The sequence below is a fragment of the Rhodococcus marinonascens NBRC 14363 genome, from assembly GCF_001894885.1.
GTDB lineage: Bacteria > Actinomycetota > Actinomycetes > Mycobacteriales > Mycobacteriaceae > Rhodococcus_F > Rhodococcus_F marinonascens.
The window spans coordinates 62,168-77,072 of record NZ_BCXB01000023.1; the positions used below are offsets into that span (position 1 = coordinate 62,168).

General features: G+C 62.7%; 18 protein-coding genes and 4 tRNA genes. 2 read left to right on the plus strand and 20 right to left on the minus strand.

The genetic code is table 11. From position 1 onward, the window contains the following. Positions 1–3: 3 nt before the first annotated feature. The 16 genes from RM2_RS16440 to RM2_RS16515 form a co-directional block, all read right to left on the minus strand. The gene (locus tag RM2_RS16440; protein WP_072690633.1) at positions 4–798 is read right to left on the minus strand and encodes an MlaE family ABC transporter permease; all 795 of its coding nucleotides are present in this window, start codon (positions 796–798) and stop codon (positions 4–6) included. 9 nt (positions 799–807) lie between these two features. Then, positions 808–1,890, minus strand: coding sequence for an ABC transporter ATP-binding protein (locus RM2_RS16445; protein ID WP_072690634.1), 1,083 nt, complete (start codon positions 1,888–1,890; stop codon positions 808–810). Positions 1,891–2,128: 238 nt separating this feature from the next. Further along, positions 2,129–2,746, minus strand: coding sequence for an RNA-guided endonuclease InsQ/TnpB family protein (locus RM2_RS16450; protein WP_072690635.1), 618 nt, complete (start codon positions 2,744–2,746; stop codon positions 2,129–2,131). Between the two features lie 151 nt (positions 2,747–2,897). After that, a complete protein-coding gene (rplL, locus tag RM2_RS16455) occupies positions 2,898–3,287 on the minus strand; it encodes a 50S ribosomal protein L7/L12 (protein WP_072690636.1) in 390 nt (129 codons plus the stop codon). 78 nt (positions 3,288–3,365) lie between these two features. Beyond that, a complete protein-coding gene (gene rplJ / locus RM2_RS16460; protein WP_072690637.1) occupies positions 3,366–3,926 on the minus strand; it encodes a 50S ribosomal protein L10 in 561 nt (186 codons plus the stop codon). A gap of 490 nt (positions 3,927–4,416) precedes the next feature. Continuing rightward, complete coding sequence (gene rplA / locus RM2_RS16465) at positions 4,417–5,133, minus strand: 50S ribosomal protein L1 (RefSeq protein ID WP_072690638.1); 717 nt, start codon at positions 5,131–5,133, stop codon at positions 4,417–4,419. A 153-nt stretch (positions 5,134–5,286) separates the two neighbouring features. Beyond that, the gene (rplK, locus tag RM2_RS16470) at positions 5,287–5,724 is read right to left on the minus strand and encodes a 50S ribosomal protein L11 (RefSeq protein WP_072690639.1); all 438 of its coding nucleotides are present in this window, start codon (positions 5,722–5,724) and stop codon (positions 5,287–5,289) included. A gap of 59 nt (positions 5,725–5,783) precedes the next feature. Next, entirely contained in the window at positions 5,784–6,608 is an 825-nt protein-coding gene (nusG, locus tag RM2_RS16475; protein ID WP_072690640.1) for a transcription termination/antitermination protein NusG, read from the minus strand. Positions 6,609–6,666: 58 nt separating this feature from the next. Beyond that, positions 6,667–7,107 (minus strand): preprotein translocase subunit SecE, encoded by a 441-nt coding sequence (secE, locus tag RM2_RS16480; protein WP_072690641.1) that lies wholly within the window; start codon positions 7,105–7,107, stop codon positions 6,667–6,669. A 31-nt stretch (positions 7,108–7,138) separates the two neighbouring features. After that, positions 7,139–7,211, minus strand: a tRNA-Trp gene (locus RM2_RS16485). Positions 7,212–7,393: 182 nt separating this feature from the next. After that, positions 7,394–7,819, minus strand: coding sequence for a (3R)-hydroxyacyl-ACP dehydratase subunit HadB (gene hadB, locus RM2_RS16490; RefSeq protein WP_072690642.1), 426 nt, complete (start codon positions 7,817–7,819; stop codon positions 7,394–7,396). Next, positions 7,806–8,291 carry a (3R)-hydroxyacyl-ACP dehydratase subunit HadA gene (gene hadA / locus RM2_RS16495; RefSeq protein ID WP_084721844.1) on the minus strand — a complete coding sequence of 162 codons (486 nt, stop codon included), beginning with the start codon at positions 8,289–8,291 and terminating at the stop codon, positions 7,806–7,808. The genes hadB and hadA overlap by 14 nt, the downstream gene beginning before the upstream one ends. A gap of 185 nt (positions 8,292–8,476) precedes the next feature. Beyond that, the gene (rpmG, locus tag RM2_RS16500) at positions 8,477–8,644 is read right to left on the minus strand and encodes a 50S ribosomal protein L33 (protein WP_072690643.1); all 168 of its coding nucleotides are present in this window, start codon (positions 8,642–8,644) and stop codon (positions 8,477–8,479) included. Positions 8,645–8,705: 61 nt separating this feature from the next. Next, positions 8,706–8,778: transfer RNA gene (locus RM2_RS16505), tRNA-Met, on the minus strand. Positions 8,779–8,823: 45 nt separating this feature from the next. Continuing rightward, positions 8,824–8,896 (minus strand) — tRNA-Thr (locus RM2_RS16510). A gap of 217 nt (positions 8,897–9,113) precedes the next feature. Beyond that, positions 9,114–9,196, minus strand: a tRNA-Tyr gene (locus RM2_RS16515). A gap of 198 nt (positions 9,197–9,394) precedes the next feature. On the opposite strand from RM2_RS16515, the gene RM2_RS16520 reads away from it, so the two are divergent. Then, on the plus strand, positions 9,395–9,886 hold the full coding sequence (locus RM2_RS16520; protein ID WP_072690644.1) for a YajQ family cyclic di-GMP-binding protein: 492 nt from the start codon (positions 9,395–9,397) through the stop codon (positions 9,884–9,886). 198 nt (positions 9,887–10,084) lie between these two features. On the opposite strand, the gene RM2_RS16525 is transcribed toward RM2_RS16520, so the two are convergent. The 3 genes from RM2_RS16525 to RM2_RS16535 form a co-directional block, all read right to left on the minus strand. Beyond that, positions 10,085–10,513 (minus strand): ester cyclase, encoded by a 429-nt coding sequence (locus RM2_RS16525; RefSeq protein WP_072690645.1) that lies wholly within the window; start codon positions 10,511–10,513, stop codon positions 10,085–10,087. 165 nt (positions 10,514–10,678) lie between these two features. Continuing rightward, the gene (htpX, locus tag RM2_RS16530; RefSeq protein ID WP_072690646.1) at positions 10,679–11,539 is read right to left on the minus strand and encodes a zinc metalloprotease HtpX; all 861 of its coding nucleotides are present in this window, start codon (positions 11,537–11,539) and stop codon (positions 10,679–10,681) included. A 146-nt stretch (positions 11,540–11,685) separates the two neighbouring features. After that, positions 11,686–12,741 (minus strand): polyprenyl synthetase family protein, encoded by a 1,056-nt coding sequence (locus tag RM2_RS16535; protein ID WP_072690647.1) that lies wholly within the window; start codon positions 12,739–12,741, stop codon positions 11,686–11,688. A gap of 151 nt (positions 12,742–12,892) precedes the next feature. On the opposite strand from RM2_RS16535, the gene RM2_RS16540 reads away from it, so the two are divergent. Further along, the gene (locus tag RM2_RS16540; RefSeq protein ID WP_072690648.1) at positions 12,893–14,155 is read left to right on the plus strand and encodes a geranylgeranyl reductase family protein; all 1,263 of its coding nucleotides are present in this window, start codon (positions 12,893–12,895) and stop codon (positions 14,153–14,155) included. 3 nt (positions 14,156–14,158) lie between these two features. Here the strand turns inward: RM2_RS16540 and RM2_RS16545 are convergent, their stop codons facing one another. Next, positions 14,159–14,890, minus strand: a complete 732-nt coding sequence (locus RM2_RS16545; RefSeq protein WP_072690649.1) for a demethylmenaquinone methyltransferase — start codon at positions 14,888–14,890, stop codon at positions 14,159–14,161. Positions 14,891–14,905 lie beyond the last annotated feature (15 nt).

The window sequence follows — 14,905 nt, forward strand, 5'->3', positions numbered from 1 at the left end:
GGGTCACGATCCCTTCGCCGGAACGATCTGGAGGTACACCATGGTGATGATCAGGTTCGCGAAGAACAGCAGCAGGAACGTGATGACCACCGACTGGTTGACTGCGTCACCGACGCCTTTCGGTCCGCCCTTCGGATGGAGCCCCTTGTACGAAGCGATGACGCCGGCAATGAGTCCGAAGACGGCCGCCTTCAACTCGCCGACCCAGAGGTCGGGAAGTTGTGCAAAGGCCGAGAACGATGCCAGATACGCACCGGGGTTGCCCCCTTGGAGGATCACGTTGAAGAAGTAGCCGCCTGCGATGCCGACGAAGGACACGAGTCCGTTGAGCAGAACCGCGACAACAATCATGGCGAGGACCCGAGGCACGACGAGACGCTGGACCGGGTTGATGCCGAGAACTTCCATCGCGTCGATCTCTTCGCGGATCGTCCGTGCGCCGAGATCCGCGGTGACCGCCGAACCTGCCGCTCCCGCCACCAATAGTGCCGTCACCAACGGGGCGCCCTGCTGGATGACGGCCAGCACACTGGCTGCTCCCGTGAATGACTCTGCACCAAGCTGTTTGATCAGCGATCCGGTCTGCAGTGACACCACTGCACCGAACGGAATCGCGACCAGCGCTGTAGGCAGAATCGTGACGCTCGCGATGAACCAGGCCTGTTCGATGAACTCGCGGAATTGGAACGGCCGCTTGAACGCGTTGCGTGCGACCTCGACGAAGAGCTCGACTATGTTGCCGGCCTGCGTCAGCGCGCCGTCGACCGGCCGCAAGATCGAGTTGCGGGTAAACCCCATCCGTTGCGCCTACCCTTGCCCGCTAGTGGTGTTTTCGTATCCATCGCCCTGATATACGGGGATGATCTGCGTGTCTTCCAGGCTGTATGCGTGGTCAGCTCTGCCGTTGGGATTCTCGTCGAGGCTTTCCTGAATGGCGAACTGCGCGTTCTCTGGCAATGTGTGCATGATGTTCCGCACCCGTTCCTGCCTGCGGGCTACGGCCTGACGGAACGGCATCCCTGGTGTCGCCTTCATCTGCGGGACGATGCCCTCGACGTCGTCCACGCCACCGGCATGATGGCCGGCGTCGACCATCGCCTGCTCCTGCGCCATCTGTGCCTCGTCCTTCTCCTCCGACATGCCGATCGGTCCGATCATCGTGCCGTTCAGGAACTGCTTGACCACCGGCTCCTCGCTGGTGAGCAGCACCTCCCGCGGCCCGAACATCACCAACTGCCGGCGAAAGAGCATGCCGATGTTGTCCGGCACCGTACGCGCCAGGTTGATGTTGTGCGAAACGATCAGGATTGTCGCGTCGATCTCGGCGTTGATGTCGATCAGCGTCTGGCTGATATAGGTGGTGCGCACTGGGTCCAGACCAGAGTCCGGCTCGTCGACCAGGATGATCTGAGGATCCAGGACCAGCGCCCGGGCCAGCCCGGCACGCTTGCGCATCCCACCTGAGATCTCGCCAGGTAGTTTCTCCTCCGCCCCGAGCAGACCGACGAGTTCCATCTTCTCCATAACGATATTGCGGATCTCCGACTCGGACTTCTTCGTATGCTCCCGCAACGGGAACGCCACGTTGTCGAACAGGTTCATCGATCCGAACAAGGCACCGTCTTGGAACAGCACACCGAACAGCTTGCGGATTTCGTACAGGTCTTTGCTCGAGCACTCCAGGATGTTGGTGCCATCGATCACGATCGATCCCTGCTCCGGACGAAGCAGACCGATCAGGGACTTCAGGAATACCGACTTGCCCGTACCCGACGGACCCAGCAACGCGCTCACCTCGCCTGCAGGGAGAGTCAACGTGACGTCTTGCCAGATCCTCTGCGAGCCGAAGGACTTTGTCAGTCCCTCTACGGCTACCTCGACTCCCACCAAATACCTCCGCGACCGTCCGATGTACGCACTCCATATGGGCTGGGTCACCCTATCGCATCGAAGTGCTATCTGTAACGGGGGATACTACTCATGAGTAAGAATAGATGCCAAAGTCCGGTCCACCACCCCAGACCAACGTGTCCAGACCGGGATTTGACTTCCTCCCGGCCCTGAAGGGCCGGGATTCCCGGGTTCGCACCCAGGGTTTCCTGGTTCACCGATAGTTGCCTTCCCCCACTTACGTGCGGGACGGTCTCACACCATCTCCGCAGGCTGTCACCGTCAGTCCAACGGCCAAAATGTTCTTCGCCGCGTTCACGTCCCGGTCGTGGACGCTGCCACACAGGCAGGTCCACTCCCGAACGTGCAACGGCATCTTCGACTCGACCCGAGCACAGGCGGAACACGTCTTGCTCGACGGATAGAACCTCTCGATCGCCACCACCTGCCGCCCATACCAGCCGGCCGCCCCGTCCGGCAGCGGCCGAGACCAGACGATGTGCAGTGGTTCGGCCTGTTTCGCGAGCGTGATCCGCCCGTCCCGGAACCTGAAGCAGTTCGAGTAGTAGGTGGCCGAGTCCCGGCTCCTGCCCTTCTTCTTGAACTGCGGGTACCGGGTTTGTTTGCGCCAGAACTTGTCGAACGCCCCATGGAGTTGCCGCAACGATTCCTGTAGCGGCCCCGTGGAGGGTTCGGTCGGCCAGGTGGTGTCTTCGTCGCGCTTCCACCCGGTCAGCATTGTCGAGGTGTCCGCGTAGGTGACACGCCGCTGTTCCTGCGTCCAGGCGTGGGACCGCTCGGCCAGTGCCCGGTTGTACACGTACCGGGTGCGGGCCGGGTTTGCGCCGAAGAACATCTGATCAGTGAGTGAAATCCTGGTCCCGCGTCCGGGTTTCGACGGCCCTCTCGATACCTTGGGACCGTTCGCGGAGACGACGACAGGGCCATTCCCCACGAGGGGGAATGGCCCTGTCGTCTGCTCCGCGAACGGCGCAGTAGCGACCGTCTTACTTGACGGTGATCTTCGCGCCGGCAGCCTCGAGCTTTTCCTTGGCAGCCTCAGCCGCGGCCTTGTCAACCTTCTCCAGGATGGCCTTCGGAGCACCCTCGACGAGGTCCTTGGCTTCCTTCAGGCCGAGGCCGGAAACGACCTCACGGACGACCTTGATGACCTGGATCTTCTTGTCGCCGGCCGACTCGATGACGACGTCGAACTCGTCCTGCTCTTCAGCAGCTTCGGCGCCGGCAGCAGCCGGGGCGCCTGCAGCGGCAACGGCAACCGGAGCAGCGGCGGTGACCTCGAAGGTCTCCTCGAATGACTTCACGAACTCCGAGAGCTCGAGGAGGGTGAGCTCCTTGAACTGGTCCAACAACTCGTCGGTGCTGAGCTTCGCCATTGTGGCGGTCCTTCCTGTAAGTCCCATGTCGCTGATCCGCGACCGGGCTGGGTTATAGCAGTGATGCGCGGGTGCGGATCAGCTTTCGGCTGCAGCCTCGGCGGGCGCCTCTGCGGCTCCGCCTTCTGCGGCCTTCTTTTCCTGCAGTGCAGCGGCCAGACGGGCCATCTGCGAGGCAGGAGCGTTGAACAGGCCTGCGGCCTTTGCCAAGTTGCCCTTCATCGCGCCGGCGAGCTTGGCCAACAGGATCTCGCGGGACTCGAGGTCCGCGATCTTGTTGACCTCGTCCACGGACAGCGCAGCGCCATCCATGTAGCCGCCCTTGATGATGAGCGCCTTGTTGTCCTTAGCGAAGTCCTTCAGAGCCTTCGCAGCATCGACGGGCTCGCCCTTGATGAATGCAATGGCGGTCGGACCGACGAAAAGGTCATCAAGGCCCTCGACGCCCGCCTCTACGGCGGCACGCTTGACCAGGGTGTTCTTGGCGACGGAGTAGGTGGCACCTTCTCCGAGGGCGCGTCGCAGTGTCGTAATGTTGCCCACCGTCAGACCACGGTATTCCGTGATCACAGCAGCGGTCGAACCCTTGAACTGCTCGGCGATCTCCGCAACCGCGGAAACCTTCTCAGGCTTTGCCATACTTCGCCTCCTCTCATGACAGTCGTTATCCCACTTCGGAACCGCCGCGCACTACCGGGACGTTCCGGAGCACACAATCCACGACATGCAAAACGCCCCGGTGCAGGGCACACGGGGCGTGTGAGGAAGCGATACGATCGCGGCGCGAAAACCACAACCGAATAGCGTCCCCCTACCTCGTCCTCCTGCGTGGGCCGCCGGACATTCCCGGACTTTCAATCGCACCCTTGCGGGAAGCGATCACCAACGGTCTTGGGTAGAACATGATTTGGGGTGGAGTTCACATACTGCGCTGGACTCCGCAGAGAATCCTACGGCATTGCAGGTTCCGCCACCAAATCGACCCTGGCACGCACACTGATTCGGTGTAGTGCCAGCTAGCGCACGAATCCCATGGGGTTCCTTCGACAACGACAGAAGCCGCAAAAAAAAGTGGTTCGGCCGGTACGGAGGTTCCGTACCGGCCGAACCGTGTGAACTGTAACGAGACCTACGCTTCGGCATCCTCGAGAAGATTGCGCGTGCGGTTCGGGTCCACCGGGATGCCCGGTCCGGTGGTCGTCGACACGGTGACCTTCTTGACGTAGCGACCCTTCGCGGAGGACGGCTTCGCACGCAGGATCTCGTCCAGCGCGGCACCGTAGTTCTCCACCAGCTTGGCGTCGTCGAACGAAGCCTTGCCGATCACGAAGTGCAGGTTGGCCTGCTTGTCGACGCGGAAGTTGATCTTGCCGCCCTTGATGTCGGCAACGGCCTTCGTGACATCAGCCGTCACGGTGCCGGTCTTCGGATTAGGCATCAGGCCACGCGGTCCGAGGACGCGGGCGATGCGGCCGACCTTGGCCATCTGATCGGGGGTTGCGATCGCGGCGTCGAATTCGAGCCATCCACCCTGGATTCGCTCGATGAGGTCCTCGGCACCGACCACGTCGGCACCAGCGGCCTCGGCCTCGGCTGCCTTCTCGCCGACGGCGAACACGATGACGCGGGCGGTCTTACCGGTGCCGTGCGGCAGGTTGACCGTGCCGCGAACCATCTGGTCCGCCTTACGCGGGTCGACGCCGAGGCGGACGGCAACCTCGACCGTCGCGTCCATCTTGCTCGACGACGTCTCCTTCGCCAGCTTCGCAGCCTGCAACGGGCTGTACAGGTTGTCGAGGTCGATCTTCTCAGCGGCGGCGAGATACGCCTTACTGCGCTTTGCCATAATCTTCTGTCCTAACTTCTCACCGCGGTGCGCTTCTTACCGCAGTGGTAAATGGTTCAGTTGTGGTCCGGGCCTGGCAGACCCTCCCACGCTTACTTCGACCGCGGTCCGGTCAGTCGATCCGACGGCGATGCCGTCAACAGATCAGATGACTCAGCCGTCGACCGTGATGCCCATCGAGCGTGCTGTGCCGGCGATGATCTTCGCGGCCTGCTCGATGTCGTTGGCGTTGAGGTCTTCCTGCTTGGTCTTCGCGATTTCGCGCACCTGGTCCATGGTCACGGATGCAACCTTGGTCATGTGCGGCTCGCCAGAGCCCTTCTGCACGCCTGCAGCCTTGAGTAGCAGCTTGGCAGCCGGAGGGGTCTTCAGCTTGAAATCGAAGGTCCGGTCTTCGTAGACCGAGATCTCGACCGGCACCACATTGCCGCGCTGAGACTCAGTCGCCGCGTTGTATGCCTTGCAGAACTCCATGATGTTCACGCCGTGCTGACCAAGCGCGGGACCCACGGGCGGTGCAGGGTTAGCCTGACCAGCCTGGATCTGTAGCTTGATGAGCCCGACGAGCTTCTTCTTCTTCTTGGGGGGCATCTCGATTTCCTAATTCTTGCTGGGTTTGTTCTTGCTACTGCAGTGCAAGTATGTAGCCGCTAGATCTTCGCGACCTGCGTGAAGGACAGCTCGACCGGGGTCTCGCGACCGAAGATCGATACGAGGACCTTGAGCTTCTGCTGTTCGGCGTTGACCTCGCTGATACTGGCGGGGAGCGTCGCGAACGGGCCATCCATGACGGTGACCGACTCGCCGACCTCGAACTCGACCTCGATGAGCGGCTTCGCGATACTCTCTGCGCCGGACTCCCCCGCTGAAGCCGCCGCGGCCTGCCTCTTCTGCTCCTGTTGCGGGAGCAGGAACTTGACTACGTCGTTGAGCGTCAGCGGGGAAGGGCGCGAAGTGGCACCGACGAATCCGGTGACGCCGGGTGTGTTCCGCACAGCTCCCCAGGACTCGTCGTTCAGCTCCATGCGGACGAGGATGTAGCCGGGCAGAACCTTGCGATTCACCTGCTTGCGCTGTCCGCCCTTGATCTCGGTGACCTCTTCGGTGGGAACTTCCACCTGGAAGATATAGTCGCCGACGTCGAGGTTCTGGACACGGGTCTCGAGATTGGTCTTGACCTTGTTCTCGTAGCCGGCATAGGAGTGGATGACGTACCAGTCGCCGGGAGCCCTGCGCAACGCGGCCTTCAACTCGGCAACTGGATCCTCCGCCTCCTCAGCCGCGGCAGGCTCGTCGTCCGCCGCCGCCTCGTCGAGCGGAGCCTCGGCAAGGTCGTCGCCTGCGGTGTCCGTGGCTTCGGTGTCCGTGGCTTCGATGCCCTCGTCGGCAGCCTCGACATCCACTTCGGCTGCCGCCTCGGCAGAAACACGCTCTTCGGCCAAAGCCTCATTCGTGTCGTTCTCGGGGGTGCTCACTGGGGCACTCGCTTCCTCTCGTCACTCACATACTTCGGATCCACCGAGGCGGATTCCGTCAATCGAACAACCAGGTGACGCCCTTGATGACCGCCAAATCCAGCACTCCGATCAACGTCACCATGAACACCAGGAATACCAGTACCACGCTCGTGTAGGTAATCATCTGCTTGCGATTCGGCCAGATCACCTTGCGGAGTTCCGCAATGACCTCGCGGAGGAACCTGCGCAAGCGCTTGAAGATGTTCTCCTTGCGCGGCTTCTCGGCCCGGTCTTTCTTTGCGGGTCTGACCTTGGTGGCCGCGTCCGGCTTCGAACGTTCCGGCGACTTCACGGAACCTTCGGTACCTGCCGACGAACGACGGCTCTGACGCTTCCCACTGGGCTTGCCCGAGGGAGCGTCGGAACGCGTAGTGGCGTCGGCCGCGGCATCTTCGACACCGTCCTGGCGCGTCGACCCTGATGTGTCGCCGCCGCGCTTGGCGCGCTCCTCGCTCACGTCGTTCCTCTCAGTCGCTGGCATCCGGGGGCAGGGGCGACAGGACTTGAACCTGCAACCTGCGGTTTTGGAGACCGCTGCTCTGCCAGTTGAGCTACGCCCCTTTGGTCGGGTGACCTGATCCATAATTGTGGACCAGCTCCGTACCGACCTCTCTGCGATCACATGACACGCGCGCTACCCTTAGCCGGCTGAACAGCACCGTAGGGCAGCGCGCAGCGCTGAGTAATCCCAGAAATCTCAGTGTACTTCAAAGCCCCGGAACAAACCCAATCCGCCCGGGCTGTCAGGCCAGACGGACCGTTGCGGTGGCGCGACCGAAGATCTTCTTTCCCTCGGAGCGCGCCACGATCGCGACTACAGCTGTCTTACTTTCCTCGTCGAGCGACTTCACCTTGCCGGTGAACTCCACGGCGGCGGCCTTGTGAGCCTCTACGAACACGGGACTCGTGAACCGGACGTTGTACTCGGCCACTGCACCGGGATCTCCCAGCCAGGAAGAGACGAATCCGCCTCCGAGACCCATGGTGAGCATTCCGTGCGCGACAACGTTGGGCAAGCCCGCGAGCTTAGCGACCTCGTCGCTCCAGTGAATCGGATTCGGATCACCGGAGACACCGGCGTAGTGAACCAAGTTTCCACGAGTGAGAGTGACCACCCGCTCAGGAAGCTCGTCCCCCACCTTGACCTCGGCGAACTTACGAAGCGACATGCATCATCACATCCTTGACAGCGTGGGCGATGTTCTCGTCGACCTCACCGCCGGTTCGACCGACCAGCGTGGTCCAGGTGGTCTGAACGAGATCGTCGTTCTGATCCGTGATGACGTTCTTGGTGACGATGATGTCGCTGCCCGCGACCTGCCGGAAGGAGTCGAGGTACACGTCACAGAAGAGTCGGTCACCGGCCGTGATCGGCTTGTGGAATACAAGCCGCTGATCGGTCTGCATGATCTGACTGAGGTCATATCCGATGACGATCTCCTCGAAGAGGCGACGCTGCGCGATAGCACCCACGATAGAGACGAAGGTGAGCGGTGCGACGAGACCGTCGTAGCCGAGGCCCTTTGCCGCGCTCTCGTCGTAGTGCGCGGGGTGCGTGTCCTGCACCGCCCGCGCGTACTCGCGAACCTTCTCGCGCCCTACCTCGTAGAAGTCCTCTACACGGTAGTGATGGCCGACCATCGCCGACGCCTGCGCCGCCGGATCCAAGGAATTGCCAGGCACCGACGCTGTCCACGTCGGTTCAGTGGTCACGTCGATATCGGTCACGCGAAACAATCCCTTCCAGCCTGGAATCTAGCCTGGGACGCCGGCCCGTTCAGGAGCCCGAAAGGCTCCCACACCGACGCTGCCCTGCCTTGATCTCGTTACTTCGACTCTCGGTGCGACTGGTGAGTTCCGCAGTTCGGGCAGAACTTCTTGATCTCCAGGCGATCGGGGTCGTTGCGCCGATTCTTTTTTGTGATGTAGTTACGATGCTTGCACACATCGCAGGCCAAAGTGATCTTGGGCCGAACGTCAGTCGAGGAGGCCACAGGATGCCTTCTTTCGGGTGTATCTGATTACGATCAATCAGGTTGGATCATGCATATTGTGTAGCGGTGACCGGACTTGAACCGGCGACGCAACGATTATGAGTCGTTTGCTCTACCAACTGAGCTACACCGCCTCGGTGTCGAGTGTCGCGCACAATGCGTCCCACTTCAATCCAGCGAGCCCCCTAACGGAATCGAACCGTTGACCTTTTCCTTACCATGGAAACGCTCTACCGACTGAGCTAAGGGGGCGTGCTCCGCTCGCACATCGCTGCGCGTCGAAGCCTTGACGAGATTACACAGAAGTCTGTTCCAGAACCAAATTTGCTGGTCAGCGACTTCCCCTAGTTGTCTCACCCGACCGTTCCGGCGCAGCGAGGCCGACGACGAGGCGCCCACCGGTAGAGCCCAGTTCTCGTCCACGAACGACAGAACCCCGGCGAGCGTTCGCTCACCGGGGTTCTGTGGGTGGCAGATGTAGGATTCGAACCTACGTAGGCATAAGCCGACGGATTTACAGTCCGCTCCCATTGGCCGCTCGGGCAATCTGCCGGGTCGCAGGAGGAGCTCGAAGTCTGTGCGAAATCACTCTCCGCTGCGGAAAGAAGAATACAACGAATAGGCCCCCGTTTTGCAAACCGGGTGGATACGGGCGGTTGCGAACCGATAGCGTCGAATCTGCTCGCCGGCATTCGGTGAGCCGTCGGCCGGGTTGCGACGAGGAAGACTAGATGAACCTAGGAGTATGAAGTGGCTGATTCGTCCTTCGATGTGGTGAGCAAGGTGGAGCGTCAAGAGGTGGACAACGCCCTGCATCAGGCCGGCAAGGAATTGTCGACCAGGTTCGACTTCCGGAACACGGGAGCATCGATCGAATGGTCCAGCGAGGAAACCATCACCCTGACCGCCGACAGCGAGGAGCGACTGCTTGCGGCGCTGGAGGTCTTCAAGGAGAAGTTGATCCGGCGCGACATCTCGCTCAAGGCATTCGATGCCGGCGAGCCCTCGCAGTCCGGAAAGATCTACAAGCTGTCCGGCAGCCTTGTCCAGGGCATCACCACAGAGAACGCCAAGAAAATCACCAAGAAGATCCGCGACGAGGGCCCCAAGGGGGTCAAGGCTCAGATCCAGGGTGAAGAACTACGGGTGAGTAGCAAGAAGCGCGACGACCTGCAGTCCGTCATTTCACTGTTGAAGGGTGAGGACTTCGGGATTGCTCTGCAGTTCGTGAACTACCGCTAGATGGTTGATGCCTCAGTGGGGTCAACGGTGGTAGGCGACCGGTGACCATTTGGCGGGGGTTGCCGGTGGTCCAGTTGTGTGAGCTACCGGCAGCCAACGCCAGAAGCCGTCGACGAATACCCCCAGCAGTAGGGCACATGCTGTAGCCGGCGTGCCCCGACCTACCACCGCCCTCGCTGCGGCTCACCTTTCAAGAAATCAACTATCTCGCGGAGCGAGCCCAAGACCGTCCAGGAAGCTGTACTTGTCCCAATCGACCCATGTCTCGACGAGCTTGCCGTCTTCGTACCGATCCGTGTCGACTCCGGTCCATGTGCTCGTCTTGCCAGTCGCTGCGAGGCCCTCGAAGGCGCCGGTGTGCTTGCCCGTCATTCGAAATCGCGAGCAGACGTAGTCTCGCTCGTGAACCTGTAGCAGGACTTCCATTTTCACGTCCGAGAAGGCCTCGTGGAAGCCCGCGAGCAGGGACTTCCATTCTGCCAGCGACTTTGTCGACGTGCCGCCCGCGGCGTCGGGCATCTGATGGTTGACGTAGCTCGCGGCCAGGTAGTCGTCCGACCTGTGCATTGCATTGTCACCCCAGAGCTCGAGGAAGTGTTTGGATGTCGACTTGTGATTGGTTGCCATGCTGTCCTCCCCAGGTGTCGAGCCTCCCCATGCGTCGAGCCGAGGCTCCACACCTCAGACTGCATCATTTCATCGCGATACACCAGGGACCGTCGACGAAGGGTTGGCGATCCACTGAAGCGCAGACCCCCAAAAGGCGGCAATGTTATCCGGCGGCGGAGCCGTCTACATCCCCGCCATCCGCTCGAGACGCTGGATTCGTTCGGCCATGGGCGGGTGGGTGGAGAACATCCTGCTCATCTTCTCACCGGTGCGGAACGGGTTCGCGATCATCAGATGCGACTGGGCTGCGAGCTTAGGCTCCGGCGGCAGAGGGGCAGCCTGGGTGCCCTGCTCGAGCTTTCGGAGCGCGGACGCAAGCGCCAGGGGGTCGCCCGTGAGTTCCGCGCCCGACTGGTCGGCCTGGAACTCGCGCGACCTCGACACCGCCAGTTTCACGATCGTCGCGGCGATCGGACCGAGCAGCGCCACCAGTAGCAGCGCGATCGGATTGGTGCCCTGCCCCCCGCCGCGTCCCCCGAACATGTTCGCGAAAATGGCGAAGTTCGCAAGACCCGATACGACCGCAGCCATGGCACCGGCCACCGAGGAAATCAGGATGTCTCGGTTGTAGACATGGGAAAGCTCGTGCCCGAGCACCGCACGCAGTTCCCGATCGTTGAGGATTTGCAGGATGCCGCTGGTGCAACAGACCGCGGCATGGCGGGGGCTACGACCTGTCGCGAACGCGTTGGGCGCACTCGTCGGGCTGATGTAGAGCCGCGGCATAGGCTGGTGCGCCGTCGTAGCCAACTCCCGGACAATCCGGTACATGGCCGGCGCCTGCACCTCCGTGACCGGCTGGGCACGCATAGCCTTGAGCGCCATCTTGTCGCTGTTGAAGTACACGTATGCGTTCATCCCCACCGCGAACACGATCGCCATCAGCAGGATGGTCGGGTTGCCGAACAACGCGCCGATGAACACGATCAGCGCCGACATGCCGACCAAAAGAACCAGAGTCTTCATCCCGTTTGCGTAGTGCACGTCTCACCTTCCTATCGCTGTCACCCCGATCACGATCGTTTCATATTTCGGGATCATGATGATTCAACGAAGCAAGGTGGCCGGACGGTTCCCGTTCGGACGACGAGAAACCGGGTGATGAGGACCCGGGTGATGACCAGTACGGCTCAGCCGACGCGCTCTATCGTGTAATCGACGAGCTTGACGAGTGCGTCGTTGGCGGGACCTTTCGGAAGTTCGGCAAGCTGCGCACGCGCCTGGACCCCGAACTCCCCCAGCTTCGCTTTCGCGGCGGACATCCCAGGCGACCGATCGAGGAGCGTGAGGGCTTCCGCGAGCTCGTCGTCATCGGTGATCGGGCCGTCGAGGAGTACCCGCAGGCGATCGGCGTCGGGACCCTCATCACGCAGCGCGTACAGGACGGGAAGCGTGTGGACGCCCTCCCTCAGGTCGGTTCCGGGCGTCTTGCCCGACTGCGCCGACACCGAAGAGATGTCGATGATGTCGTCGGAGATCTGGAACGCGGTGCCAACTGCATCGCCGAGGCGTTCGAGCCGCTCGACGTGGTCCGCATCCGCACCCGAAAACGTGCCGCCGAAGCGTCCGCACGCCGCGATCAGCGATCCCGTTTTCTCCCAGACGACTTTGAGGTAGTGCTCGACCGGATCTTGCTCGTCGCGAAGGCCGATCGTCTCGCGCATCTGGCCCGTGACGAGTTCGGCAAACGTCTCGGCGATGATCTGAACGGCGGACGGTCCCAGCGTCGAGACGAGACGTGACGCGTGCGCGAACAGATAGTCGCCCGCGAGAATCGCAACGCTGTTGCCCCACCGTGAGTTCGCGCTGACGACGCCCCGACGCATCGACGCCTCGTCCATCACGTCGTCGTGGTAGAGAGTCGCGAGATGAACCAGTTCCACGACCGTAGCGGCCGTGACGACCGAGGGGTCGGAGCCGTTGGGTCCAAGCTGCGCCGTGAGCACCGTGAACAGCGGGCGGAAGCGCTTACCTCCCGCCTTCGCGAGGTGCAATGCGGCCTCCGTCAGGAAATCCTCTCCGTCCGAAAGCTCACTGACCAGCAGTTCCTCAACCTTCTCCAGTCCTTCACGGACCGCGGCGGCGAGCTGCGGGTCGCCGAGATCGATCCCGGCGACCGTAGTCTCTACTACGGCGTCGGCAGCAGTATGTGCTGTGCCCTCGGTGCTCACGTTCTCAGTACCCATTCCTGTCGTCAGTGACGGCTCGGTCCCGCGCCGTCGTTGACGGCCCGGATACCACGCTAGTGAACCTAGCGGTACCGCTCCCCGTCGGGCTCGCCGCGGTACGGATGACGGCTCGCCGTGGTCGAATCGCGACGCCTGACAGGATGTACATGTGCTAGCAGAAGAACAGTCGCCCGCGGGCTCCCCGCCACCCACCGCCACCGATGTCCTGGTCATTGGCGCTGGTCCGGCGGGTTCATCGGCTGCGTATTGGGTCGCCCGCGCGGGCCGCGACGTAGTCCTCGTCGACGCCGCCGTATTCCCCCGAGACAAGACGTGTGGCGACGGCCTCACACCGCGCGCCGTCGCGGAACTCGATCTTCTCGGTCTCGGCGAGTGGGTACGGTCGAAGGGGACCAACCGCGGACTGCGGCTCAGCGGCTTCGGCCACGAACTCGAACTCGAGTGGCCGGGCAAGTCCTTCCCCTCGGTCGGCAGCGCCGTGGCCCGCACCGAACTCGACGACAAGGTCCGGGCGAACGCGGTCGACGCCGGTGCGGTGATGGTGCAGGGCGCCAAGGCGGTCGGGGTCGAACGAACCGGCGATCAGGTAACAGCCGTCACGCTCGAGACCATCCACGGCACCTCTACGATCGCCTGCCGAACACTGATCATCGCGGACGGCGTCCGATCCACGCTCGGCAAGCAACTCGGCCGTGAATGGCATCGGAACACTGCCTACGGGGTCGCCGCCCGCGCCTACATCGCGACCGCCCGCAGCGCGGACCCGTGGATCACGTCACACCTCGAACTGCGTGACGGCGCCGGCACGCTGCAGTCGGGATACGGCTGGGTGTTCCCCCTCGGAACCGGCGAGGTCAACATCGGTGTCGGCACCCTGGCTACCGCCAAACGTCCAGCCTCGGGTGCACTGCGGCCACTGCTCGACCTTTACACCGCGCAGCGACGCGCCGAGTGGAACTGGAACGGTGAACTCCGGGCCGTCGGATCCGCCTTGCTGCCGATGGGCGGTGCGGTGTCACACATCGCAGGCCGGAACTGGGCGATCGTCGGTGACGCGGCAGCCTGTGTGAACCCGTTGAACGGCGAGGGCATCGACTACGGACTCGAGGGCGGTCGTCTGGTGGCAGAGATCCTGGACGCCGACGACCTGACGCAACTGTGGCCTTCTATTCTCCGGGAGCGTTACGGTCGGGCGTTCTCGGTGGCGCGGCGCCTCGCCGGACTACTGACCGTTCCGCAGATTCTACCGACGTCCGGTCCGGTGGCGATGCGGTCACGGGCGCTGATGACCGTCGCGGTCCGTGTCATGGGCAACCTCGTCACCGAGGAGGACAGCGACCTCACCGCCCGCGTATGGCGGGCGTCTGGTCGGGTGGCGCAGAAGGTCGACTCGCGACCCCTGTTCGGCTGAGGTTCAGCGAGTGGCGCGGTGTAGGGCCACCACACCACCGGTGAGGTTGCGCCACTGCACGTCCCGCCACCCGGCTGCCTCGATACGCTGGGCGAGTTCACGCTGGGTCGGCCACGCGCGGATGGACTCCGCGAGGTACACGTAGGCGTCCGGGTTGCTGCTGACGGCGCGGGCGACCCTCGGCAGCGCCTTCATCAGATACTCCATGTAGATCGTGCGGAACGGCCCGAACACCGGCGTCGAGAACTCGCTCACGACGAGGCGGCCGCCGGGCTTGGTGACCCGGGCGATCTCTCGGAGGCCGGCGTCGAAGTCTGAGACGTTGCGAAGGCCGAAGGAGATGGTTGCGGCGTCGAACACTGCGTCGGCGTATGGCAGGTGCATGGCGTCACCCGTCACCATTGGAACGCGGCGGTCGATGCCTGCCTGCAGCATCCCCTTGGAGAAATCGGTGGCCACACACCACGCACCCGACTTTCCGAGTTCAACGGTCGACACCCCCGTACCCGCGGCAAGGTCGAGAACTCGCTCCCCGGGCTTCAGCGCCAGCGCGGACCGTGTCGCCTTGCGCCAACTGCGATCCTGCCCGAACGACAGAATCGTGTTGGTGAGGTCATAGCGCTTCGCGACTGCGTCGAACATCGACGCGACCTCATGCGGATCCTTTTCGAGCGACGCCCGCGAACCGTGTGTAGTTGCCACAGGCGAAACGCTACCAACCGCGGCCCGATACATATGTCGGCACCATGC

Bases quoted from the DNA above. Each gene is read 5' to 3' on its own strand.
- RM2_RS16525 (WP_072690645.1), bottom strand. From the start codon at position 10,513: ATGGCAACCAATCACAAGTCGACATCCAAACACTTCCTCGAGCTCTGG.
- RM2_RS16440 (WP_072690633.1), bottom strand. From the start codon at position 798: ATGGGGTTTACCCGCAACTCGATCTTGCGGCCGGTCGACGGCGCGCTG.
- hadA (WP_084721844.1), bottom strand. From the start codon at position 8,291: ATGGTCGGCCATCACTACCGTGTAGAGGACTTCTACGAGGTAGGGCGC.
- RM2_RS16545 (WP_072690649.1), bottom strand. From the start codon at position 14,890: ATGTATCGGGCCGCGGTTGGTAGCGTTTCGCCTGTGGCAACTACACAC.
- rplL (WP_072690636.1), bottom strand. From the start codon at position 3,287: ATGGCGAAGCTCAGCACCGACGAGTTGTTGGACCAGTTCAAGGAGCTC.
- hadB (WP_072690642.1), bottom strand. From the start codon at position 7,819: ATGTCGCTTCGTAAGTTCGCCGAGGTCAAGGTGGGGGACGAGCTTCCT.
- RM2_RS16535 (WP_072690647.1), bottom strand. From the start codon at position 12,741: ATGGGTACTGAGAACGTGAGCACCGAGGGCACAGCACATACTGCTGCC.
- RM2_RS16450 (WP_072690635.1), bottom strand. From the start codon at position 2,746: ATGTTCTTCGGCGCAAACCCGGCCCGCACCCGGTACGTGTACAACCGG.
- rplJ (WP_072690637.1), bottom strand. From the start codon at position 3,926: ATGGCAAAGCCTGAGAAGGTTTCCGCGGTTGCGGAGATCGCCGAGCAG.
- rplK (WP_072690639.1), bottom strand. From the start codon at position 5,724: ATGCCCCCCAAGAAGAAGAAGAAGCTCGTCGGGCTCATCAAGCTACAG.
- rplA (WP_072690638.1), bottom strand. From the start codon at position 5,133: ATGGCAAAGCGCAGTAAGGCGTATCTCGCCGCCGCTGAGAAGATCGAC.